Source organism: Pseudoalteromonas sp. Hal040 (assembly GCF_037162425.1).
Lineage (GTDB): Bacteria > Pseudomonadota > Gammaproteobacteria > Enterobacterales > Alteromonadaceae > Pseudoalteromonas > Pseudoalteromonas gelatinilytica.
Window position 1 is genome coordinate 1,266,995 of sequence record NZ_JARLUU010000001.1, and the last position, 23,133, is coordinate 1,290,127.

Below are 23,133 nucleotides of genomic sequence, written 5' to 3' on the forward strand. Positions count from 1 at the left end.
TGGATGAAGCAATTATGCGCTTCGTACATCAACCTTTAACTTCAGTTTTTGCCCAGGTTGAATGTATTTTTGCCCAGCTAATGAATTCCATTTAATTATATCTTCTACAGACACATTAAACTTAGCGGCAATGCGTGCTAATGAGTCACCTTGGCGAACCTTATAAGTAATGGTGCGCTCTTTGATTTGTGTAGCAGCAAGTTGTGACTTTTCTTCTTTGTACACAGTTAGCTTTTGACCAACACGCAGTACAGCGTCTTTTTTCAGCTTATTCCATGTTGCAAGTTCAGCTATGGTCACATCGTACTCACGGCTGATATCCCACAATGTATCACCACTTGCCACTTTATGGCTAAGTTTTTTACGTGTTGCTTTATTAGCCGCTATACGCACTGATTTTGGTAAATGCTGGCTATTTATCTCACCGTCGCTTAATGGCACAAGTAATTGCTGACCAACACGAATAGTATTCGATGAAAGCTTATTCAGGGTTTTAATCGCGTTTGTACTTGTCGAAAACTTCTTCGCAATCACAGATAAACTGTCGCCGCGAGCGACCACATATTGCTGCCAGCGTAGGCGGTCTTTTTGCTCGGTTTTAGCTAGTTTGTCAGAAAACGCTTCAACTTTATCAGACGGTAATAATAAAAAGTGTGGGCCATTCGGATCTGTCGCCCAGCGATTAAAACCAGGGTTTAAACGATAAAGCTCTGTTAAGCTAATATCTGCCATATCAGCGGCAAGTGCTAAGTCTATTTGGCTTCCTACATTAACCGCTTCAACAACTTGAGCATTAATAATTGGTTGCCACTTTACACCAAACTCATCGTCGCGTTTAACTAGATCAGACAGGGCTAACAGTTTAGGTACATATGAGGTTGTTTCTTTTGGTAAATCAAGTGACCAAAAATCCGTAGGTAAATGCTTTTTACGGTTCTTTTTAATCGCACGCAGTAAACGACCTTCACCTGAGTTATAGGCCGCAATGGCATTTAACCAATCGCCTTCTAAGGTTTTGTGTAAATATGATAAGTAATCAAGCGCTGCACGGGTTGATTGCACAATGTCACGGCGACCGTCATACCACCAGTTTTGCTTTAAATCGAAACGTTCACCGGTTTGTGGCATAAATTGCCAAATACCAGAGGCACTGCGGTGTGAATAACCAAATGGGTCAAACGCACTTTCAACAATAGGTAAAAGCGCAATTTCGATAGGCATTTGACGCTTTTCGACTTCTTCTACAATAAAGTATAAGTAAGGCTCAGCACGCTTAGAGATGCGATCTAAATAGGCCTGATGACGCGCATAATAGTTACGCTCAGCAACAACCGGGCGGTTTTGTGGCACATCAATCGAAAGCTGATAACGAATACGTTCCCATACATCATCAAATACAGGAGGCGGCTCATCAATATCGGTTAATTGTTGATATTGAGCGTTGATCATCAATGCATCATTGATGTCGCTCGGACTTGCGCCGTCTAATTGTTGCTCAACATTATTGCTTGCAACATCTGTACTTGCTGAATCAGAAGCTGTTAATTGACAGCCACTTAAAATCAGCGCAAGTGATAAAACTAAAGGAGACTTATACATATATACCCATACATCAGGTAAAAAAACTCGGCGAATATTACCTGCTCTGAGAACATATTGCCACTTTATGACCAGTTTATGTCAGCTTATTATTGCAAGATGCTGATCTAAATATACAAAATTGTAACTGCTGACATTTACGTTTTTTTAAAACTTATCTTTCCAGGCTCTGAGACCTGCAAAGCGTTGCCAAGGTTCATTCAGATCCAAACTAATTTTTAACTCATTTGGTAGCTCATCAGTAATCGTTACTACGTTGCTGCGCAAAAATGGATTTATTTGTTTTTCAACACCTAATTGAGTTGGCAAGCTTATTTTGCCGCTTTCTCGCAGTCTATCTACTTTATCACTGTAGCTGAGAAGGTATTCGTTATTTGGTTCAACGGCCTTTGCAAAAGCTAAGTTAGCCTGCGTGTATTCATGAGTGCAGTAGATTTTACACTCATCGGGCAGAGCTCTTAATTTACAGAGCGAGTGCCACATTTGCTCAGCGCTGCCTTCAAATAATCGTCCGCAGCCAGCACTAAATAAGGTATCGCCAGTAAAGCTTAATTCGTCATTAATGTAACAAACATGGTCTAGGGTATGGCCAGGTGTCGCAAGCACGGTAAAGGTGTAATCATACACAGTGACTTTATCCGCCTCGGATACACCATAAGTAATGCCTTTAAAAGGGCTGTGTCTTGGTCCGTAAACGGGAACGTCACGAAATGCTTTTACCAGTGCAGCCACGCCATCAGTGTGATCATAGTGATAATGGGTTATCAAAATACCGCGAAGTGTTAAGTTATGTTCGCTTAGATAATTTAAAACGGGTTCAGCTTGACCGGGGTCAACGACCCAGGCTGTTTGCTCAGCTTCATTGCTGATGCACCAAATGTAATTATCAGAAAAGGCTTTAATTGCTTTAACTTGCACCATGTTTAATTGCTCTATAAAGTGACAGTTAACACACAGTATAACGAGCTCAGAAAATGAAACCAGCCCTTAGTTTTCAAGAAGGTCCTAAGCCATACTCTTGGCAGCAGTTCCCTCATGGTGACTATTTACGTGCTGAAATTGAACGTAAGCTAACGCCATGGCTGCCACGTATGTTTGGCTATCACATGCTTAAACTTGGTAATTTAAGTGGCGAGCTGGCCACCAGTGAAAGTCCTATTAAGCATCAAGTTTGTGTCGCAGAGCAGGGGTTATTTACCGGTGTAATTGCGGATGTCGATGAGCTGCCTTTTTATGAGCACAGTGTTGATGCTTGCATATTATCGCATTGCTTAGAATATCATTCTGATCCGCACCATATCTTACGCGAAGCGCATCGTACTTTGATCCCCGGTGGTTACATCGTGATCACAGGCTTTAATCCGTTTAGCTTATGTGGATTGGCGCAATTATTACCTTTTAGCCGCCAAAAGCTACCGTGGACAGGGCGCTTTTTCACACCATCGCGAGTAAAAGATTGGTTGAATCTATTGGGTTTTGAAATTATTTCGGATGAGCGATTTATCCATTCATCGCTTGCAAGAGGTAACCGTTTATCGCGTTTTGCTGCGTGGCGCAGTTTTGGTCAACAATATTTAAAGCCAATGGGCAGTGTGTATTTGCTGGTGGCTCGAAAACGTGTGGCCCCGCTTACACCAATTAAACCTAAATGGCATGCAAGGCCGCAATTTTCGCCGGTAAAAGGAGCTGGGCTCAGGCAAACATCAAAGCAGCACTGTGAGCGGGATGGCTAAATAGTGTTGTTGCGTATCTGTTTTGCTTGGGTACTGGCCTGCACGAATATTTAATTGAATAGAAGGGTGCAACAGCTTTGGTACTGCTAAGGTTGCATCGCGGCCTTCCCGAGTTTCAATAAAACGTTGCTTATCGCCTTTTAAATGAATGTTTTGCTCGCGCTGCTCTTTAACCGTGGTTTTGTTCGCCAGCGGGCGCCCATCAGGTTGGTAGTCATGACACATCCAAAGTAGCGTATCGTCAGGAAACGCTAAAATTCGTTGTAGTGAATCATATAGCTCGCTCGCGCTACCGCCGGGGAAATCACAACGGGCTGTGCCACTGTCTGGCATAAAGAAGGTGTCACCAACAAATACATTGCCATCAATGTGAAAACACACGCTGTCAGGGGTATGGCCCGGTGTGGCAATCACATCTACTGTGTAATCACCTAACTGAAATTGTGCTTTATCAGCAAATAAAGCATCAAAAGGTTCACCATTACATGGCATATCAAGATTATAAAGCTGGCTAAAGTGCTGTTGCACTTGAGTGATGCCTTCACCCGTGCCGAGCTTACAAGGATGTGTGTCTTGTAATTGCTGCTTTATATAACTTGCTGCGGTGATATGGTCAGCATGGGCATGGGTTTCAAGGAGCCATTGCAATGTCAGCTGCTCGGTCTTTATATAGCTGATGATCTCATTGGCGGTGGTAAAACTTAACTCACCACTTGGCATATCAAAATCAGCTGGCGCATCAATCAATAAGCAATTTTTAGTGCTTTCGCAACATACTAAGTAGCAGAGTGTGGCGCTTTGTTGATGAAAAAAAGAGTGAATGCGCAGAGCCATAATGAATCCTTTATATTTCGTTATAGCCAAATCTTATAGCATATAACAAAAATATAAAACGGCCTGCGCCAAGTTTATTTCAAGGTACTTTTAATTACCGTCGTAACCTGTGTCTTCAAGTAATTGATCGCTGCCAGCTGCTTCACGGGCAAGATCGTCAACAATCTCATTGTATTTATTACCGCTATGGCCTTTTACCCAGCGCCATTCTACGCTGTGTTGTTGGCAGGCAACATCGAGTCGTTTCCATAAATCGACATTCTTAACTGGTTTTTTAGCCGCAGTTTTCCAGCCGCGTTTTTTCCAATTTTCAACCCATGACTCAATACCTTGTTTCACATATTGGCTATCGGTCGTCAGAATGACGTGACAAGAGCGGGTGAGGGTTTCTAGTGCAACGATAGCTCCGAGCATTTCCATCCGATTATTTGTTGTTAGGGTATAGCCTTGACTTAATTGCTTCTCGTGGCCGTTGTATCGCATCACGATGCCATACCCTCCAGGCCCTGGATTTCCTAAACATGATCCATCGGTGTAAATCTCTACGGTTTTCTGCACTGTTTTACCTTGATATTGTGTACAATAAAGTGAATATAGAAAGATACCAGAGTCAGGCTTAAGACGATATGGCACATAGACAAATAGTTTTAGATACAGAAACCACGGGTATTGACCCAAAGCAAGGCCACCGCATCATTGAGATCGGTTGTGTTGAACTTGTAAATCGCCGTCTAACTGGCAACAACTTTCATGTGTATATCAATCCGCAACGTGAAATAGAAGAAGAAGCAATAGACGTACATGGTATCACCAATGAATTTTTGCGTGATAAACCTTTGTACCACCAAATTGCCCATGAGTTTTTAGAGTATATTCGTGGTGCAGAGCTTGTTATTCATAACGCGGCTGTTCGATATCGGCCACATGGACAATGAGTTTGCATTGTTAAATCAAGGTTTTCCGAATACTGCCGATGTATGTAGTGTACTTGATACATTAAAAATGGCGCGTGACTTGCACCCTGGTCAAAAGAATAACCTTGATGCGCTTTGCCGCCGTTACGATATTGATAACTCAAAGCGTACTTTACACGGCGCATTACTGGATTCCGAGATCCTAGCTGATGTTTACCTGTCAATGACCGGTGGGCAAGTAAAGCTGAATCTTAATCAAAATAAAGATGAAGGCTCAACTCAACAACTGGGTGGTATTCGCCGACTAAGTGCAGATAGAGCACCGCTTGTGGTATTAAGAGCAACAGAACAAGAGCACGCCGCTCACGAAGAGCGTTTAGACTTGGTTGCAAAGGGTGGCTAATGCCTATGGCGTGCAGAATAAGGTAATAAAATGAGAAAACAGCTGCTAGCAGGATTAGTGTGTTTAATTCCCTTCACGGGATTTGCCAACGAGCAAGATAAAATAACCCCATTAGAACGTGATGGAGTGCAAAATGAAATTCCCCTGCTAGAGAACCGTTTTCGTATCGATCATAAAATCGATAAAGTTACCTTACTCTTCTTTCGTAAGCGCGGTGCCCCTGCTGTGGTGTTAGTTCGCCCTGATGGTACTAAGTATTACGCGACTGACTCAGTTAAAAATAATGACCTCGATTGGCATGATGAACTGAGCTATGACTTGATCACCATTAGCAATCCTATGCCTGGCCCTTGGCAAGTGGTCGGCAGTATCTTACCAGATAGCCGTATTATGGTGCTGGGTGAAATAGAGCTTAATGTTGATCCACTCCCGCCTATGCTGTTTCGTGGTGAGACTATAAAACTGACGGGCCGTGTATTAAATGACGGTGAACCGATTAAAGTTGGCCAGTTTCGTGATGTAATCAGTTTGCATGTTGATTTTGTCAGCACTAATAACAGTGATTTCGCAAACTTTGGTGCCGGTACGCAAAGTGTCACTGACTTTAAAGATGATGGCCGTGGCTTTGATGAGCGTCCGCTTGATGGGGTGTTTACTGGTGAATTTAAGCTGGTCTTTCCGGCAGGGGAGTGGCAGCCAGAGCTTTATATAGAAACGCCTATATTAAAGCGTACCGTAGTACAAAAGCCAATTGTGGTGCATGAGCCGCCTTTTGATTATGAAATAGCACTTGCTGAGCAAGATGACGATGATCATATTTTAACAATCTCGCTGAACCCTGAAATCGTCAAACCAGAAACCGTGCTCATTCAAGGGAAAATTTATTACCCCAATAATGAAGAGCAAATGTTCTCTTTAGATGCAGATAAATCGCAAACACGAGAGCTTGCTATTAAAAACTATGATTGGGGACGATACAGTGTTGAGCTTTCTGTATTTGGTAGCAATATAAATGACCGTGAATTTATGGCTACGTTACCGACGTATAAATTTGAAATTGAGCGACCAATTGAAGCTGTACCAGAAATTGTTCGCCCTGAAATCGATTTAGAAGCGCAAGCGGAGCAACAACGAATTATTGAAGAAGAACAAAAAGCGTCCACCATGCTCATGGTGATCTTAATTGTTGTTGGAAATTTAACCGTACTTTTATTGGGTTGGCTGGCAATTAGAATTTTTGTTCAGAAGAAACCACTGAAATTTAAAATCTCTTTACCGTTTTTAAAGAAAAAAATCAAACCGAAAATGATGAGCAAGCAACGAATGAAAATGAAGTTGGCAAAAACGGCTCAAAAAATGACAAATCAGGTGAAATTTTAAACCTTTCGATGTCAGATGACTAAAAAACCTGTAAAAATACAAAAAACCCCTTGACGAACTAGAGGGTGATTCGTATTATTCACGCCGCTGTCAGGGGAGACTCAGTCAGCAACGAAAATGCGGAGTGGTAGTTCAGTTGGTTAGAATACCGGCCTGTCACGCCGGGGGTCGCGGGTTCGAGTCCCGTCCACTCCGCCAATTTTCGACAATTTGTAAGTATGCGCTGGAGTGGTAGTTCAGTTGGTTAGAATACCGGCCTGTCACGCCGGGGGTCGCGGGTTCGAGTCCCGTCCACTCCGCCAATTACTTGCACAACTTATGGTTGTAAAACATTTTCCTTTGCGGAGTGGTAGTTCAGTTGGTTAGAATACCGGCCTGTCACGCCGGGGGTCGCGGGTTCGAGTCCCGTCCACTCCGCCAATAGGAAAAATAAATAGCATTAGATACTGCGGAGTGGTAGTTCAGTTGGTTAGAATACCGGCCTGTCACGCCGGGGGTCGCGGGTTCGAGTCCCGTCCACTCCGCCACTATTTAAGCGCTATTTTATTACAAAATTTGTATCGCGGAGTGGTAGTTCAGTTGGTTAGAATACCGGCCTGTCACGCCGGGGGTCGCGGGTTCGAGTCCCGTCCACTCCGCCAACAAATTAAGTAATAACAATGATATCTCTGCGGAGTGGTAGTTCAGTTGGTTAGAATACCGGCCTGTCACGCCGGGGGTCGCGGGTTCGAGTCCCGTCCACTCCGCCATTTGATATCATAAACAAATTAAGTGCATTACCCCATGCACATACCACTGCGGAGTGGTAGTTCAGTTGGTTAGAATACCGGCCTGTCACGCCGGGGGTCGCGGGTTCGAGTCCCGTCCACTCCGCCATTTGTTTTCCTCAAGCAAATGATTAGATAAGTCTTTACATTACACCTTACTATTTTCTTATTCGTATCTCGTATCTCGTATCTCGTATCTCGTATCTCGTATCTCGTATCTTTCATCCTATCTTGCTAATATTCTTCATTATTCCTATTTATTCAGCTTTTTATATCTGAATGAATAGCAAAGAATGGCGGCTCCACAACAAAAAGGAAATGCGTTATGAGTACATTCGGAACACAACTAAGACACTATCGCAGTGAGCTGAAACTAAGCCAACCAGAATTTGCAGAGCAAGTTGGAATAGAGCAAAGTTACCTTTCAAAACTTGAGAACGATAAATCAGTGCCTTCTAATGACACATTTCGTTCAATATTAACGGCGCTCAATCTAACAATTTGCGACTTTATGGAGCCATTAAAACATTCTGTAGATAAAGCGAGATTGATTAATGTGCCTGACATTGAAGCTTGGTATAAGCAACAAAGTAATAAGCAATTCATTAAACAGCGCTCATTGATCTATATTGCCATACTATTAAGTGCGCTAGGCTGTGCCATGTTTTATTTAGGGCATCAAGAAAAGCTATTCAATACAAAGTTCTATGAGTACAAATCATATGGTGTAGTGAAAGATAATGAACCAGATGGCATTTTTCATGATTGGCGAACGCTACTCGTAGAACAAAGCAGCGAGAAAATAGATGCAAAACGCCGAGAAATGATTAGCAGGCATGATTTTAAATTTATTATCTCAGCGGATTATAAAGGTTTTTCGTTTGTAGAATCTGACGAGCAAGGAAGGCGTTTGTATAGCCTGACTTCAAAAACACCCGTTATCAAGCCTCATAAAGGCCATGTATGGCTTGAGTTTATAGGTATCTTATTGCTTGTAGTTGGTGCAGGGCTCATCACATTTGAGAGTAAACTGACAAGACAGCATTAATGAGTTGTAGAACCTGACGCGTGTTAGCTGGCGTCAGGATCGCGAGGAATTAAATGCGCAAACTGTTGCTGGTGGATTTGTTCGTATAAGGTCGCTGCATAGCTTTGCGCATCATGTAATCTGCGCGTACTGATGTGTTTTCTCAGGTCATCAAGTGCAGCGGTTGCAGGTTCATAACCTTGGCTACTTGCCAGACTTAGCCACACCGCGCCATGAAAAACACTGTGTGGAACACCTTGCCCTTTGATGAAAAACAGTCCCATATAAAATTGTGCTCTATGGTTACCTGCCATAGCAGCGAGGCGCATCCATTTCGCAGCAAGGGGAGGCTGTTCATTTTTTAAATAATATAAAGCTTTGTTTAGTACGTTTTCAACAGATTGAGTACTTTTATCTGGCGCCGACCCTTTATCGGGTTGGGTAATAAAGGCAAGTACATTATCAAGCTGTTGCTCTAAATCTAAGCCTACTGGCGAATTATCAGACATAGTTTAGTTATTTTCTTGAAATAAAAGACCTTATTAGTTTAGAACATTGCAAGGTAAAATGTCCTCTTATTGAGATAAAATATGATAAAATTAGCCAATTAATCTCAACTTAAAGTTCAACATGTTCGAAAGACTTTTCAAAATCACTGAAAACAACACCTCTGTGCGCCGCGAGACTATTGCTGGTATTACAACATTCATTACCATGGTTTACATTGTATTTGTTAACCCAGCCATGTTAGCAGAAGCAGGAATGGATCAAGGTGCGGCATTTGTTGCAACCTGTATTGCAGCTGCAATCGGCTGTTTTATCATGGGTTTATGGGCTAACTACCCATTAGCATTGGCGCCAGGTATGGGCTTAAACGCTTTCTTTACCTATGGTGTCGTGCTTGGGATGGGCCACACTTGGCAAGCTGCCCTTGGCGCAGTATTTATGTCTGGCTGTATCTTTTTATGTTTAAGCCTATTTAAGGTGCGAGAGTGGATCATTGATGCCATTCCACTGGTATTAAAGCGTGCCATTGCCACAGGTATCGGTGCTTTCTTAGCGCTTATTGCATTGAAAAATGCGGGGATTATCGTAGCAAGCCCTGCAACGCTAGTGCAGTTAGGCGACATCACAGCGCCGGGTCCTTTACTCGCCATTTTTAGCTTTTTTGTGATTGCGGCTCTTTTATATCGCGACATGAAAAGTGGCGTGCTAATTAGTATTTTATTGGTAACGGCTATCGCCCTTGGTTTAGACCTTGTGCAATACCAAGGTATTATGTCAATGCCACCTTCAATTGCGCCAACCTTTATGCAATTAGATTTTGCATCAGCATTAGAAATCTCAATGCTAACAGTGATTTTTGCTTTCTTATTTGTTGATTTGTTTGATACCTCAGGCACTTTAGTTGCTGTTACGCAAAAAGCAGGGCTTGCTGATGAGCAAGGTAAAATGCCTCGCTTAGGTCGTGCATTAAGTGCAGACAGCACAGCAACCATTGCAGGCTCAATGCTTGGTACGTCAACAACGACGTCGTACATTGAATCAGTAGCAGGCGTATCTGTGGGCGGCCGTACAGGTCTTACCGCGGTGGTTGTAGGCATTTGTTTCTTGTTAATGATGTTCTTTGCACCACTAGCCGGTATGATCCCAGCTTATGCAACGGCAGGTGCGATTTTGTATGTTGCGGTTTTAATGATGCAAAACTTAAAGCTGGTCAATTGGGATGATATGACAGATGCCATTCCGGTGAGTGTGGTATTATTGATGACACCGTTAACGTTCTCGATTGCGCACGGTATTGCACTGGGTTTTATTTCGTATACTGCGGTGAAGTTGGTATGTGGTAAAAAAGATGAAATCAGTATAAGTGTGTGGGTATTAACAGCATTATTTATCGTTAAGTTTGCGTTTTTATCTTAATCAGCTCAAAGCAAAGAAAAAGTGGTTTACCACTTTTTCTTTGGTGCGAATAACACGTCTAAATCGTCTTGCTCTTGTTCTGCTTTTTTCTTCAATGACGTTGCATTAGATGCTTTCAATTCAGAGCTAATCGCTTCTAAGTAATTTTCAACTTCTTGTCGTTTCGCACTCACATATTCATCGCTGTAGCTTACACCCGATAGGGTAGCAAGCGCCTTTTCAAAATATTGTCTAGCTGATCCCACCATGTTTGCCGATCGAGCAGATAAACCACGTTTGATTTGGCTTTCTACATTGATCCTTAACTGCAATTTTTCAAGGCGTTTATCTTCTGCAACAAATACTTGGCTATCAACTTTACCTTTACCATGCTCTGAGCGAAGTACTGCTCGTAATTTTTTAATACCTTGGATTAAGGCGATCAGTTGCTTGTCGTTATCCGGTAACACCAGTGCCTCACTGTTATTTGCTTCTATTGGCGAGGTTAAACGTTCTTTAGATTCTTTTAAGCGATTTTTTAACTCTTTTGAGCTTGGAGAAAGTTCGACCATACCTGCTAGAGCATCATAAATACGACGCTGGAGAATACGCAGGATGTTTTCAGACATAGGAATATTAGCACTGTTAAGCAAAACATCTTCTGCTTCTTCAATGATTTTCTTTAACTTTGTTAACTCTTTACGGCGCTCTGCTTCTTGCTTTTCTTTATGTTGTTGCACCGCACTTACCCACAGTGCAATGACGATTAATGCAACAATGAGCATGATGATGATAGAAACAATCATTACTAAATCTCAGTTTTAACTATCTAATTTTTTTATATTACATTAAAAAGATTAGATCTGAACAGCTTTGCGGTTAGTTATCTAGAATAAACTTCCGATGGTTACTACTTTATAATGAGTATAGCGCTAAACTAGCACCTTTATTGAATATTTTGCGTGTAAACACGGCTACCGAGCCGTAATTTAATGTGTTAGCCTTAGAAACAATCGATATAAATGTATAGCGCGATGAAATATCACTTGGCATTGTGCTTTGCAGCCTTTATAAATAAACAATAACAACGTTTACAATGCAGCCATGAAACTACAACAACTCAGATATATAGTCGAAGTCCAAAATCATAAATTGAATGTCTCTGCAACAGCAGAAAGTTTATTTACCTCGCAACCGGGGATCTCGAAACAAGTTCGTATGCTTGAAGATGAACTTGGTGTGCAGATCTTTGGTCGTAGTGGCAAACACTTAACGCATGTAACTAGTGCTGGTAACGAAATCATTAATATTTCTCGGGAGATACTATCAAAGGTTGAGGGTATCAAAGCGGTTGCCAATGAACATACCTTACCGGATCAAGGTAAACTAAATATCGCGACCACGCACACACAAGCACGCTATGCATTACCTAATGTTATTCAAGGCTTTATGAAAAAGTACCCGGCAGTGTCTTTGCATATGCATCAAGGTACGCCACAGCAGATTTCTGATGCAGCAGCACGAGGCGACGCTGATTTTGCCATTGCGACTGAGGCACTGCATTTATACTCTGATTTAGTTATGTTGCCGTGCTATCACTGGAATCGCAGTATCGTAGTGGCAAAAACACACCCACTTGCGCAAAAGGCTGATAACTTAACGGTTGCCGATGTGGCTAAATACCCGCTGATAACATATGTGTTTGGTTTTACTGGCCGCTCTGAATTAGATAAAGCTTTCAATGCTCATGGGCTTGAGCCACATATCGTATTTACTGCAACGGATGCTGATGTAATCAAAACCTATGTGCGTTTAGGCCTAGGTGTGGGCGTTGTCGCATCGATGGCAATAGACCAAGTAACAGACACTGATTTAGTGTGTATAGATGCAAGCCATTTATTTGAAGCGAGCACAACCAAGATTGGCTTTAGAAAAGGCAGCTTTTTACGTAGCTATATGTATGATTTTATTGAACGATTTGCACCACACTTAACCAAAGAGCTGGTTGAGCGAGCAAGCTTATTACGCAACCAAGAAGATGTTGATAAGCTCTTCGAAAACATAGAGTTACCAGTAAAATAGAAATAAAAAAGCCGCTTTAAAGCGGCTTTTTATTGTGCGGAAAATTAACACTCGATGATATTAACTGCTAAGCCACCGCGAGCGGTTTCTTTGTATTTTGTTTTCATATCATTACCAGTGTCGAGCATGGTTTTAATTACCTTATCAAGGGTCACTTTTTGCTCGCCAGAACCACGCATTGCAAGGCGTGATGCATTGATTGCTTTAATAGCGCCCATCGCATTACGTTCAATACATGGTACTTGCACAAGGCCACCTACTGGGTCACAGGTTAGACCTAGATTGTGCTCCATACCAATCTCAGCGGCGTTTTCAACCTGCACAACATTACCACCCATGATTTCAGTTAGGGCGCCCGCTGCCATTGAGCAAGCAACGCCCACTTCACCTTGGCAACCTACTTCAGCACCAGAAATTGACGCATTCTTTTTATATAAAATACCAATGGCTGCAGCTGTTAATAAGTAACGGGTCGCAATATCACGGTCTACTTCTTTTATGAAAGTGTGATAATACATTAATACCGCAGGTAAAATGCCCGCAGCACCATTGGTTGGTGCGGTAACTACACGGCCACCGGCCGCGTTCTCTTCGTTTACTGCAAGGGCAAACAAATCAACCCAGTCCATCGCACGTAGTGGGTCATTGTTTACCTCAATATTTAATTTAAGGTGGAGGCTAGGTGCACGGCGTTTTACTTTTAAACCACCAGGTAAAATCCCTTCTGTGCGCATGCCACGTTCAATACAGGCTTTCATTACTTGCCAAATATTAAACAGCTCATCTTTGATGTCTTTCTCGCCGCGCAGGGTTTTTTCGTTGTGCATCATAAGTGTTGATACACTAAACCCTGATTCACGACATAGCTCTAATAACTCTTTAGCTGTGTTAAACGGATAAGGTGCAGGATTTTCCTCGCGTATTTCGAGTGCTTTTTGTTTTTCGTTCTCGAATTCTTCGTCAGTTACGATAAATCCGCCGCCGATTGAGTAATACACTTTACTGAATAGCTTTTCGCCATTTTGACTCGCAATGATTTCCATCGCATTTGAGTGCTTTGGTAGTGTTTTACGACGATGGAATACAATCGCACCTTGCTTAGGGAAATTGGCTTTATGGCTTTGGTTTAAGTAAATAACCTGTTCTTTTTCGATTTTTGCCAGAATATCGTCAACTAAATCAGCATCAATGGTTTCTGGATCATAGCCGGCAAGGCCTAAGATCACGGCTTTACCTGAGCCGTGGCCAATACCTGTTTGACCGAGTGAGCCAAACAGCTCAACTTTAATATCGGTGACGTTTGCAAGTAAGTTTTTTTCTTCTAATTCGTTTACAAATAAACGCGAAGCGCGCATTGGGCCAACAGTGTGAGATGACGATGGGCCAATACCAATACTAAACATATCGAATGCACTGATCATAATTTGCTACTCATTTTCCTTTAACGGCATACTACCTGCCTTTGAACGGTGCCACATAATAACGTTTAAACGTGTCTGTGTAACCCTAAAAGCAGGATAATTAAACTGGTAGGGCGAGCTGTTTTATAAAGTTATTAATAATGCTCGCTGTTGCTCCCCAAAGCAGGCCATGGGGGGTCATCAAACCTTGCAATGTAATGGTTTTACCATTTCGCTCAAAGGGAAGGGGCTGCCAATTTTGTTGGTTACTCAAATAAGATAAAGGCAGTAAAAAGCTGGCAGCAACTTCGTTGGGATCTGCTTGCCATGTTGTCCCTTTGCTGAGGGTACACACAAAAGGCTCAATAGTGAAACCAGTCAGGGTCGCGTACTGGTGTAATTTACCGTGGACAGTCACTTGATGTGTGCCAATATTAAGCTCTTCATTGAGCTCTCGAAGGGCTGTGTGCATTAACGTGTCATCTTGCTCTTCATACTTTCCACCTGGTAAGCAAATTTCCCCAGGGTGATGAAGTAAATAACTTGGTCGTTTGCACAGCAACAAATGCGCTTCGTCATTAATATCTAGCAAAGGTAACATCACGGCACTGGCACGCTTTTCGGCATTAAAGCGAATGGTCGCTGGGGGCTCTGTGGTTTGACTTAAACTAAAACGGGCAATTATTTGCTGGCTATTCAAGGTTGTGACTTCAACTTTTACTTTAATAAAGGCAGTATTTTATTTACTTTATCGTAAGTTTCTTGGTACTCCAAGTCGACCTTTGAATCAGCCACAATGCCACCGCCAGCCCAGCAATAAATTGCACCTTGATGACACACTAAAGTACGAATTGTGATACTGGTATCCATGTTGCCACAGGCACTCAAATAGCCAATTGAGCCGCAGTACACACTACGGCGATGTGGTTCGAGTTCTTCAATAATTTCCATAGCGCGAATTTTCGGTGCTCCGGTAATTGAACCACCCGGGAAAGCGGCATGAATTTGGTCAACGGAATCTTTGCCATCCGCTAATTCTGCGCGCACAGTACTTACTAAATGATGTACAGCTGGAAAGCTTTCAATGGCAAATAGCGAGGGTACGGTGACACTACCTGGACGAGCCACTTTGCCTAAATCGTTGCGCAGCAGATCAACAATCATGACATTTTCTGCGCGGTCTTTTTCAGATTGTTGTAAACGGGTTGCTTGTGCTTGGTCTTGTTCAGGGTCAGCCAAACGAGGGAGTGTTCCTTTAATGGGCTTGGTTTCTATTTGACCTTGATTTATAGAAATAAAGCGCTCAGGGGAGATAGATAAAATAGCGCCATTTGGGTGATTTATATAGCTTGAAAATGGGGCTTTATTCGCTTCTCGAAGTTGTTTATAGGCTTGCCATGTTGAACCTGAAAATTCGGCTTTAAATCGTCGCGCAAGGTTGATCTGGTAACAGTCACCACTTTTTAAATAAGCTTGAATTTTCTCGAATTTTTCGCTGTAGCTGGCTTTGCTCATATTTGACTGCCAGTCGCTTTGTAGCGCGAACTCTGCACTTGCTGGCGTTTCGTTTAGGTGCTGCTGGTATAGCGCTAAGCGATTTTGATTTGGCTGACAAACGTAAAACCAGCTTTGCTGTTGCTTATCAAAAATAAGAGCATCAGGATAAAGTCCAACAGCCATTTGCGGCATGTTAATGTCGTTTTCGGCATGATTTGGCATAGTTTCAATCACGCGGCCTAAGTCATAACCAAAATAGCCAAGCCAACCACCTGTAAAAGGCAGACTGTTAGGGTTTGCTGTGTGATTAAATTCCTGAAGACCTGCTTTCATCAAGCTAAAACAATCACTTGATTGCGCCTTGCCGTCGACAAAGCATGTATTTTCACGCACTTCTAATCGCTTTAATGGCGCAATGGCAATGATATCGAAGCGGCTATTTACATGCTCGCTATTGGCTGAATCGAGCAACACAGCATGGGGTAAATGAGCAAAATGACTAAATAGCGCGATACAATCACCGCTTAAATCTAATTTAATGCACAAATTTTCATCGTTTATCATCTACATTGCCCTGAATAACTAGCCCGAAACGGGCGAGGAGGGTATCATAAGTTAAATTTGATTGGCAGCGTTATGATTTCCTTTATAGTGATGCCATGACTAACCCGTAGAGTAAATCTTCGTCACCGGTTTACTCAGGATCACGTACAGCGCTACGCGATAAAAACTTAAGGAACCCGTAATGAGTACAATTCGTCAGCAAGACTTCATTGATAGCATTGAAGATGCATTGCAATACATTTCTTTTTATCACCCTCTCGATTTCGTACAAGCCTTAGAAAAAGCTTACAACAAAGAGCAAAGCAAAGCGGCAAAAGATGCCATTGCGCAAATTTTAATTAACTCTCGTATGTCTGCTGAAGGTAAACGTCCGCTATGTCAAGATACAGGTATCATTACCTGTTTCGTAAAAGTAGGTATGGATGTTAAGTGGGATAAAACAGACATGACTGTACAGCAAATGGTTGATGAAGGTACACGTCGCGCATACTTAAACCCAGATAACCCGTTACGCGCATCAATTGTTGCAGACCCAGCTGGTACGCGTAAAAACACCAAAGACAATACACCTTCAGTTGTTCATATCGACTTAGTGCCAGGTGGCGAAGTTGAGGTAATGGTTGCAGCGAAGGGCGGCGGCTCAGAAAATAAAACGAAAATGGTTATGCTTAACCCATCTGATGATGTGGCTGCATGGGTTGAGAAAACATTACCAACGATGGGTGCGGGCTGGTGTCCACCTGGCATGCTAGGTATAGGTATTGGTGGTACTGCAGAAAAAGCCGCGGTACTAGCGAAAGAATCATTAATGGATCCGGTTGATATTCACGAGCTGATTGAGCGTGGCGCTGAAACAACTGAAGAAAAAATGCGTATCGATATCTTCGAACGTGCTAATAAGTTAGGTATTGGTGCTCAAGGTCTTGGTGGTTTAACAACCGTAGTTGATGTGAAAATCAAAACGGCACCAACTCACGCAGCATCAAAACCAGTGGTAATGATCCCGAACTGTGCAGCAACTCGTCACGTACACTTCACGTTAGATGGTTCAGGCCCTGCTGATCTTAAAGCGCCTAAACTAGAAGATTGGCCAGAAGTTACATTTGAAGTAGGTGAAGGTACACGTCGCGTTGATTTAAACACACTGACTAAAGAAGACACGCAAGAATGGAAGATGGGTGAAACGGTTCTTCTGTCTGGTACTATTTTAACGGGTCGTGATGCCGCACATAAACGTTTACAAGATATGATTCAATCAGGTGAAGGTTTACCTGAAGGCGTTGATTTTGATAACAAGTTTATCTACTACGTTGGCCCTGTAGATGCAGTGGGTGATGAAGCGGTAGGTCCTGCTGGCCCTACAACTGCAACGCGTATGGATAAATTCACTGATATGATGTTAGAAAAAACGGGCATCATCGGTATGATTGGTAAGGCTGAGCGTGGTCCTGCTACAGTAGAATCAATCAAGAACAATAAGTCTATTTACTTAATGGCGGTAGGTGGTGCAGCTTACCTTGTATCTAAAGCAATCAAGAAAGCACGCGTTGTCGCATTCGAAGATTTAGGTATGGAAGCAATCTACGAGTTTGAAGTAGAAGATATGCCAGTAACGGTTGCTGTTGATAGTGAAGGTGCAAATGCGCATACGCAAGGCCCAGCTATTTGGAAAGCAAAAATCGAAGAACTTGATGGCAAATTAAAATAACCATTTTGTAAGTCTTTTAATAAAAAACGGCGCAACTGCGCCGTTTTTTTCTGATCTGACCAGTCTCAGCTATTTCTCCAACATCTCTTTAAAAGCCGATTTTACTTGGCTTTCTCGGCACATTTTTCTTGTCACTTTTTCTTTACGCTATACTTTACCTTTACGTTCACGTAATAAAGTTTGTGGTGTTAATATTTTGTTTTGAATTAACAATGCTTAATGCGTACATTGACTGGTATATTTTTTCCATAAAGTGTTGGTTTTTGAGTTGTTATTTCGGCCTGAGAACTTTGCTTAGTTTTATCATCTCATTTAGTAGCAAGCGAGCATGCGAAGTGATAAAGTCTCGGCACTTTCAGCGCTCACACCCCTTAGGGTAAGAAAATTTCGGAGTATTTAACTGTGGCTGTATTTAATAAAGTCGACTTTGATAACCACGAACAAGTGGTGTTTTGTTCAGATAAAGAATCAGGCCTAAAAGCTATTATCGCGGTTCACAATACCAAGTTAGGTCCAGCGGTTGGTGGCTGCAGAATGTGGGACTACACAACTGATGAAGATGCTGTTACTGATGCACTTCGTTTATCAAAAGGTATGACCTACAAAAATGCTGTGGCACGTTTACCATTTGGTGGTGGTAAGTCAGTGATCATCGGTAATGCAAAAGAAATTAAATCAGAGCAACTTTTCCGTGCATTTGGTCGTCAATTAGAGCGTTTAAGCGGTAGCTACTATTCAGCTGAAGACGTAAACATCACCTGTGATGATGTTGCTATCATGAATAAAGAAACGAACTATGTGCTAGGTCTTGAAGGTAAAAGTGGTAACCCTTCACCATTTACAGCGTATGGTACATTTTTAGGTATTAAAGCAGCTTTACAACATCAACGTGGTCATCAAGACCTTGCTGGTATCAAAGTAGCTGTGCAAGGTTTAGGTGCAGTGGCATACGGCCTTTGTAAACACCTACATGAAGCGGGCGCAACATTATTTGTGACAGATATCAACGAGCAAGCTGTTGAGCGCGTTGTAAATGATTTCAATGCAACGGCTGTGGGTATTGATGAAATTTACGACTTAGACGTTGATGTGTATGCACCTTGTGCTCTTGGCGCAACGGTAAACGACACGACTATCCCGCGTCTAAAAGCAACAATTATCGCTGGTTGTGCGAATAACCAATTAGCAGAGTCTCGTCACGGTGAGATCATCCGCGAAAAAGGTATCTTATACGCACCAGATTACGTAATTAACGCAGGTGGTATCATCAACGTTTACTACGAAACAGCACCAGAAGGTTATAGTGCAGAAGCATCAACTAAGCACGTTGAAGGTATCTACGATACGTTAACTGAAATCTTCGCACGTTCTGAAAAAGAACAAAAATCGACGCATTTAATTGCCGATGAACTAGCATTAGAAATCATCGAAAACGGCTTATAATTTAGTAAACCAGCTAAATTTACAGTTAAAAAAGGTGCGCAGATCGCACCTTTTTTTGTCTCTGTTATTTATCGCAACAAAATGACGAAGGCTCACTATCTCGGTACACTCGGTTTTTAAATCTCGAGGACGCCTAATGAAAACTCAGCCTTGTGAAATAACCCCAATCAATCTTGATACTTGGCCTCGTAAACAGCATTTCGCTTTTTTCAAAGAATTTTCTCTGCCATATTTTAATGTATGTGTTTCACTCGACATGGCGGCTCTTTACAACAAGTGCAAAGCAGAACCGTATTCGTTCTTTCACAGCTATGTTTACCTAACGCTTGAAGCATGTCATGACTATGCACCAATGCGCCAACGTATAATTGATTCGTTGCCGGTACAACTGTCATCTGTAAGAGGCAGTGTGGTAGAGCTTGCAGAAGATGAAACATTTCGCTTTAGTTATTTTGAAAAACAGGCGTCGATGGAAGATTTTTCTAAACACGCGATTGCTGTGGGTAAAACAAGTAAAGCAAAACCATTTTTCTCTGATGCATTTGCTGCAACAGAAGGACAGCCTGATCTTATTCATATCTCAGTACTTCCATGGTTAAACTTTACTGGGTTTACCCATGCGGTGAGTGAGGGGCATGGCCTTGGTATTCCTAAGTTTGTGTTTGGTCAGTATGACTCACAAACTGGCAAAGTGCCGCTTTCAATTGATGTGCATCATGCTTTAATGGATGGTTTACATGTAGCGAGATTTGTGAAAATTTTGCAAGAAAAAATTGCGAATTTTTGTAATTGATTGTTGCTAAATGTCATTAAAGTGAGTAAGAATTGCAACTAATGTAGTATTATCTGAAGTTAGGGATGACTTTGGCTTCACAGAGCTACATCACTGAATAGAACGATAATAAATATCAGGGTTTTAGTTTTATGGTGCGGGTAGTTAGTTGTATTTTTCTTTTCTTGTGTTTCAGCGCTTTTGCTGATTCTGCACGCCTTTCTTTAAGTGATTATTTTACCGAGACTTGGAGTACGCGCGCTGGCCTTCCTCACAATAGCATTAATGGCGTTACGCAAACCAAAGATGGTTACATTTGGATAGCGACCTGGGAAGGGCTTGCCCGTTTTAATGGTCGTGAGTTTAAACTTTTTACTCGAACAGAAATTCCTGGCTTACCTGATTCTGGCTTACGTAGCCTGATCCCGATGGAGAATGGCGATTTATATATCGTGGGTGCTCGTGGCGGTATTGCGCTTCGTTCACAAGGGGGTGGCGAGCATTACCAAGTTCATCAGCCATGGTTAATCACGCGCTCGTTACTGAACAAGGTGAGCTATGGCTGGCACTTGAAGGACAAGGTATTGTGTATCGAGCCTCTGAAACTGCCACTGAGCAAAAACTGCTTGATAAGCTAAGCGCCTATCGTCTTTTACAAGACAACACTGGCGTGATTTGGGCTGCAACCAGTGATGGTCTTTATCGAATAAAGAATAAGCAAGTTAGTAAGGTCAGTGAATACTCTGGGCTTCCAAATGCCTCTGTGTTTACCTTATTACTAACTGAGTCAGGCACTTTAATTGTCGGCACTGAAAAAGGGGCATGGCAAAAGCAAAACGATAAGTTTGTTGCTATTAACCCCGTCCTTAACAACGAATCAATTGCCAGCTTACTGGAAGATGCGCAGGGCGATTTGTGGTTTGGCACCATCAATAAAGGGGTGTTCAGACTCAGCAGTTTAGGCCTTGAAAACTTAGCGGCAGATGATGGCTTACCCAACAACCGTATTTTATCATTACTGCAAGACCGCGAAAAAAGTATTTGGGTTGGTACAAATGCGGGATTATTTCGCTTGCGTGAAGCGCCATTTACAAACTGGAGTCAAAGCCGTGGGCTTGCATCTGACTATGTGCGTACCGTGTTATCACATTCTGATGGCAGCTTATGGGTGGGCAGTAGTAATGGCTTAAATCGTATTGAAAATGGCAAGCTCACCACCCTTATTCAAGCCTATGAAAAAGATCCGCTATCCGTATTAAGTTTAACTGAAGATAAGCAGGGCGGAGTATGGGTAGGTACTTACACTGCGGGTTTAATGAAAGTGGTTAATGGACAAATTTACCCAGTAAAAAACCGCAGTAATGGACTGATCAGCAACGAAGTTCGCGCTGTGTTTTTTGATAAAGCGGATAACTTATGGATAGGCACGGCCGGTGGTTTAACCAAAATTGACCCTGCTGGGCAAACTGAATTATTCACCACAGAAGATGGCTTAATTGGTGATTTTATTATGGCCCTTGTCGAGGATGACCATGGCAGGTTGTGGGTCGGCACGGGAGTGGGTGTGTCCATTTATGACCCGGCTACTAAGCAATTTAAAACTCTTGAGTTTCCAAAGCAGTTCAGCACTGAGTATGCATTCGGCTTTTACTTAGATGGCGATAAAATGTGGCTTGCAACCGATAGAGGCCTTGTTCGTTACAATCTCAGTACAGATAAAATGAGCTTGTTTGGTCGAGACCAAGGTTTACCGGTTGATAAGCTGTTCCAAGTTATTGAGCAAGGTGATTCATTGTGGCTAACCAGTAACCGTGGTGTAATTCAAGTGAACAAAGCTCAGCTGGTTGCACTATTAGATAACCCTGAAAAAATTAAGCCAATGAGTGTTTCGATGCAGCTTTATGATGAAGGCGATGGCATGCTAAGCGCGCAAGCGAATGGCGGTTCAAACCCTGCTGCTGTACTTCATTCAGATGGACAAGTATGGGTTGCTACAGCCAAAGGTGTCGCTATTGCGACACCAGAGCGCTTAAAAGAAGCTAGTAGACGACGCTTATCGACGGTTATTGAAAGCTTCGAAGTCGATGGCAAACCTATGACTTTACCCGTTGGCAATGAAGTATTGAGCTTACCTGCTGGTGTTTCTCGAGTTTCGTTTAATTACGCAGGGCTTAGTTTTATCATGCCGGGGCGGTTAAACTACCAAACTCAATTAAGTGGTTACAATCAACAATGGGTAGACAGGGGACGTTTGGCCATTACCGAATACACCAATTTACCGCCGGGTGACTATACCTTTAAAGTGCGCGCAGGGTACCCAAATAGTGATTGGCAAAATAATGAGCAAGTACTGCGTTTTAAAATTGCCCCTTATTTTTGGCAAAAAACCAGCTTTAAGTTATTTATATTAATTGCTGTGCTCTTTACTGCTTATGTGATTTATAAATACCGCTTATATCATTACAAGCGCATTGAAATTGAGTTAACTGAAAAAGTTGAACAGCAAATGCATGATTTGCAAACGCAAGCCGATGCCTTTGCTCATTTAGCGAATCATGACCAATTAACGCAATTACCGAACAGACGTGCTTTTGATATGTGGTTGTCTGAAAACTTTAATCAGTTCCAACGTGATAATAAAACACTCAGTATTGCGATTATGGATATTGATCACTTCAAACTGATTAATGACAATTTCTCGCACTTGATTGGTGATAAAGTGATTTGTGAAATCGCTCGTTTGCTGCGTATGAATTTCCCTGATGAAGGCTATGCGGCGCGTTGGGGCGGTGAAGAATTTACCCTGTTGTTCCCTTACAAAAACGCTGAAGAAGCCGCAAGACTGTGCGAAATTATCCGTTTAGAGATAGCGGGTTACGATTTCTCCGAATTAGCGCAAGGACTCTCTGTGACGGTGAGTTTTGGTGTAGCGGATAATACGCAAGTTGCTGATTATGACCGCTTGCTATCACATGCTGACAACGCTTTATACAATGCGAAGAATAACGGTCGAAACCAAATTTTTATTTATAATCAAGGCTGTATTGCGCTTGAATAATCAGCGTTAAAATAAAAATGTGTGTAAACAATTGATCTTTTTTTGTTTGC

18 protein-coding genes, 7 tRNA genes and 2 pseudogenes are annotated in these 23,133 nt (G+C 42.3%); 18 read left to right on the forward strand and 9 right to left on the reverse strand.

Translation table 11 applies throughout. The features are described from left to right. Positions 1–12: 12 nt before the first annotated feature. Together P4S60_RS05695 and gloB are read right to left on the reverse strand one after the other, a co-directional pair. Positions 13–1,599 carry a LysM peptidoglycan-binding domain-containing protein gene (locus tag P4S60_RS05695; protein ID WP_337115310.1) on the reverse strand — a complete coding sequence of 529 codons (1,587 nt, stop codon included), beginning with the start codon at positions 1,597–1,599 and terminating at the stop codon, positions 13–15. A 147-nt stretch (positions 1,600–1,746) separates the two neighbouring features. Continuing rightward, a complete protein-coding gene (gene gloB, locus P4S60_RS05700) occupies positions 1,747–2,520 on the reverse strand; it encodes a hydroxyacylglutathione hydrolase (RefSeq protein ID WP_337115311.1) in 774 nt (257 codons plus the stop codon). 53 nt (positions 2,521–2,573) lie between these two features. Here gloB and P4S60_RS05705 point away from each other — a divergent pair, with 53 nt between their 5' ends. After that, positions 2,574–3,332: a class I SAM-dependent methyltransferase gene (locus tag P4S60_RS05705; RefSeq protein WP_119852048.1), complete on the forward strand. Its 759-nt coding sequence runs from the start codon at positions 2,574–2,576 to the stop codon at positions 3,330–3,332. On the opposite strand, the gene P4S60_RS05710 is transcribed toward P4S60_RS05705, so the two are convergent. Further along, the gene (locus tag P4S60_RS05710; protein ID WP_337115312.1) at positions 3,303–4,166 is read right to left on the reverse strand and encodes an MBL fold metallo-hydrolase; all 864 of its coding nucleotides are present in this window, start codon (positions 4,164–4,166) and stop codon (positions 3,303–3,305) included. The genes P4S60_RS05705 and P4S60_RS05710 overlap by 30 nt on opposite strands. Before the next feature lie 90 nt (positions 4,167–4,256). Next, positions 4,257–4,724 carry a ribonuclease HI gene (rnhA, locus tag P4S60_RS05715; protein WP_337115313.1) on the reverse strand — a complete coding sequence of 156 codons (468 nt, stop codon included), beginning with the start codon at positions 4,722–4,724 and terminating at the stop codon, positions 4,257–4,259. 68 nt (positions 4,725–4,792) lie between these two features. Here rnhA and dnaQ point away from each other — a divergent pair. The 10 genes and pseudogenes from dnaQ (at position 4,793) to P4S60_RS05765 (ending at position 8,678) form a co-directional block, all read left to right on the forward strand. Next, positions 4,793–5,483, forward strand: a pseudogene (gene dnaQ, locus P4S60_RS05720) (DNA polymerase III subunit epsilon). 30 nt (positions 5,484–5,513) lie between these two features. Beyond that, positions 5,514–6,886 (forward strand): annotated as a pseudogene (locus P4S60_RS05725) (TIGR03503 family protein). Between the two features lie 98 nt (positions 6,887–6,984). Continuing rightward, positions 6,985–7,061 (forward strand) — tRNA-Asp (locus P4S60_RS05730). A gap of 27 nt (positions 7,062–7,088) precedes the next feature. Further along, a tRNA-Asp gene (locus P4S60_RS05735) sits at positions 7,089–7,165 on the forward strand. A gap of 41 nt (positions 7,166–7,206) precedes the next feature. Continuing rightward, positions 7,207–7,283 (forward strand) — tRNA-Asp (locus P4S60_RS05740). A 30-nt stretch (positions 7,284–7,313) separates the two neighbouring features. Then, positions 7,314–7,390 (forward strand) — tRNA-Asp (locus tag P4S60_RS05745). A gap of 37 nt (positions 7,391–7,427) precedes the next feature. Further along, positions 7,428–7,504: transfer RNA gene (locus P4S60_RS05750), tRNA-Asp, on the forward strand. A 31-nt stretch (positions 7,505–7,535) separates the two neighbouring features. After that, a tRNA-Asp gene (locus P4S60_RS05755) sits at positions 7,536–7,612 on the forward strand. A 50-nt stretch (positions 7,613–7,662) separates the two neighbouring features. Beyond that, positions 7,663–7,739: transfer RNA gene (locus tag P4S60_RS05760), tRNA-Asp, on the forward strand. 216 nt (positions 7,740–7,955) lie between these two features. Beyond that, entirely contained in the window at positions 7,956–8,678 is a 723-nt protein-coding gene (locus P4S60_RS05765) for a helix-turn-helix domain-containing protein (protein ID WP_337115314.1), read from the forward strand. Positions 8,679–8,701: 23 nt separating this feature from the next. On the opposite strand, the gene P4S60_RS05770 is transcribed toward P4S60_RS05765, so the two are convergent. Beyond that, on the reverse strand, positions 8,702–9,166 hold the full coding sequence (locus P4S60_RS05770; RefSeq protein WP_119852042.1) for a sel1 repeat family protein: 465 nt from the start codon (positions 9,164–9,166) through the stop codon (positions 8,702–8,704). A gap of 121 nt (positions 9,167–9,287) precedes the next feature. On the opposite strand from P4S60_RS05770, the gene P4S60_RS05775 reads away from it, so the two are divergent. Then, positions 9,288–10,580 carry an NCS2 family permease gene (locus tag P4S60_RS05775; RefSeq protein WP_337115315.1) on the forward strand — a complete coding sequence of 431 codons (1,293 nt, stop codon included), beginning with the start codon at positions 9,288–9,290 and terminating at the stop codon, positions 10,578–10,580. Between the two features lie 26 nt (positions 10,581–10,606). Here the strand turns inward: P4S60_RS05775 and P4S60_RS05780 are convergent, their stop codons facing one another. Then, positions 10,607–11,365 carry a hypothetical protein gene (locus P4S60_RS05780; RefSeq protein WP_119852041.1) on the reverse strand — a complete coding sequence of 253 codons (759 nt, stop codon included), beginning with the start codon at positions 11,363–11,365 and terminating at the stop codon, positions 10,607–10,609. Positions 11,366–11,663: 298 nt separating this feature from the next. Between P4S60_RS05780 and cysB the strand changes: the two genes are divergently transcribed. Continuing rightward, positions 11,664–12,641, forward strand: coding sequence for an HTH-type transcriptional regulator CysB (cysB, locus tag P4S60_RS05785; protein ID WP_063706027.1), 978 nt, complete (start codon positions 11,664–11,666; stop codon positions 12,639–12,641). Positions 12,642–12,685: 44 nt separating this feature from the next. Here the strand turns inward: cysB and P4S60_RS05790 are convergent, their stop codons facing one another. The 3 genes from P4S60_RS05790 to pabB all read right to left on the reverse strand — a co-directional run bounded on the left by P4S60_RS05790 (position 12,686) and on the right by pabB (position 16,102). After that, a complete protein-coding gene (locus P4S60_RS05790; RefSeq protein ID WP_337115316.1) occupies positions 12,686–14,062 on the reverse strand; it encodes an L-serine ammonia-lyase in 1,377 nt (458 codons plus the stop codon). 100 nt (positions 14,063–14,162) lie between these two features. Next, positions 14,163–14,741, reverse strand: a complete 579-nt coding sequence (locus tag P4S60_RS05795) for an NUDIX hydrolase (RefSeq protein WP_337115317.1) — start codon at positions 14,739–14,741, stop codon at positions 14,163–14,165. Between the two features lie 17 nt (positions 14,742–14,758). Continuing rightward, positions 14,759–16,102 carry an aminodeoxychorismate synthase component I gene (gene pabB, locus P4S60_RS05800; protein ID WP_337115318.1) on the reverse strand — a complete coding sequence of 448 codons (1,344 nt, stop codon included), beginning with the start codon at positions 16,100–16,102 and terminating at the stop codon, positions 14,759–14,761. 181 nt (positions 16,103–16,283) lie between these two features. Between pabB and P4S60_RS05805 the strand changes: the two genes are divergently transcribed. The 5 genes from P4S60_RS05805 (at position 16,284) to P4S60_RS05825 (ending at position 23,083) form a co-directional block, all read left to right on the forward strand. Then, positions 16,284–17,810 (forward strand): fumarate hydratase, encoded by a 1,527-nt coding sequence (locus tag P4S60_RS05805; protein WP_063706019.1) that lies wholly within the window; start codon positions 16,284–16,286, stop codon positions 17,808–17,810. 402 nt (positions 17,811–18,212) lie between these two features. Next, complete coding sequence (locus P4S60_RS05810) at positions 18,213–19,253, forward strand: Leu/Phe/Val dehydrogenase (protein ID WP_063706017.1); 1,041 nt, start codon at positions 18,213–18,215, stop codon at positions 19,251–19,253. A 136-nt stretch (positions 19,254–19,389) separates the two neighbouring features. After that, on the forward strand, positions 19,390–20,046 hold the full coding sequence (locus P4S60_RS05815) for a CatA-like O-acetyltransferase (protein ID WP_442961474.1): 657 nt from the start codon (positions 19,390–19,392) through the stop codon (positions 20,044–20,046). A 131-nt stretch (positions 20,047–20,177) separates the two neighbouring features. Further along, on the forward strand, positions 20,178–20,663 hold the full coding sequence (locus P4S60_RS05820; RefSeq protein WP_337115320.1) for a two-component regulator propeller domain-containing protein: 486 nt from the start codon (positions 20,178–20,180) through the stop codon (positions 20,661–20,663). After that, positions 20,546–23,083, forward strand: coding sequence for a diguanylate cyclase domain-containing protein (locus tag P4S60_RS05825; protein WP_337115321.1), 2,538 nt, complete (start codon positions 20,546–20,548; stop codon positions 23,081–23,083). The genes P4S60_RS05820 and P4S60_RS05825 overlap by 118 nt, the downstream gene beginning before the upstream one ends. The last annotated feature ends 50 nt before the right edge of the window (positions 23,084–23,133 follow it).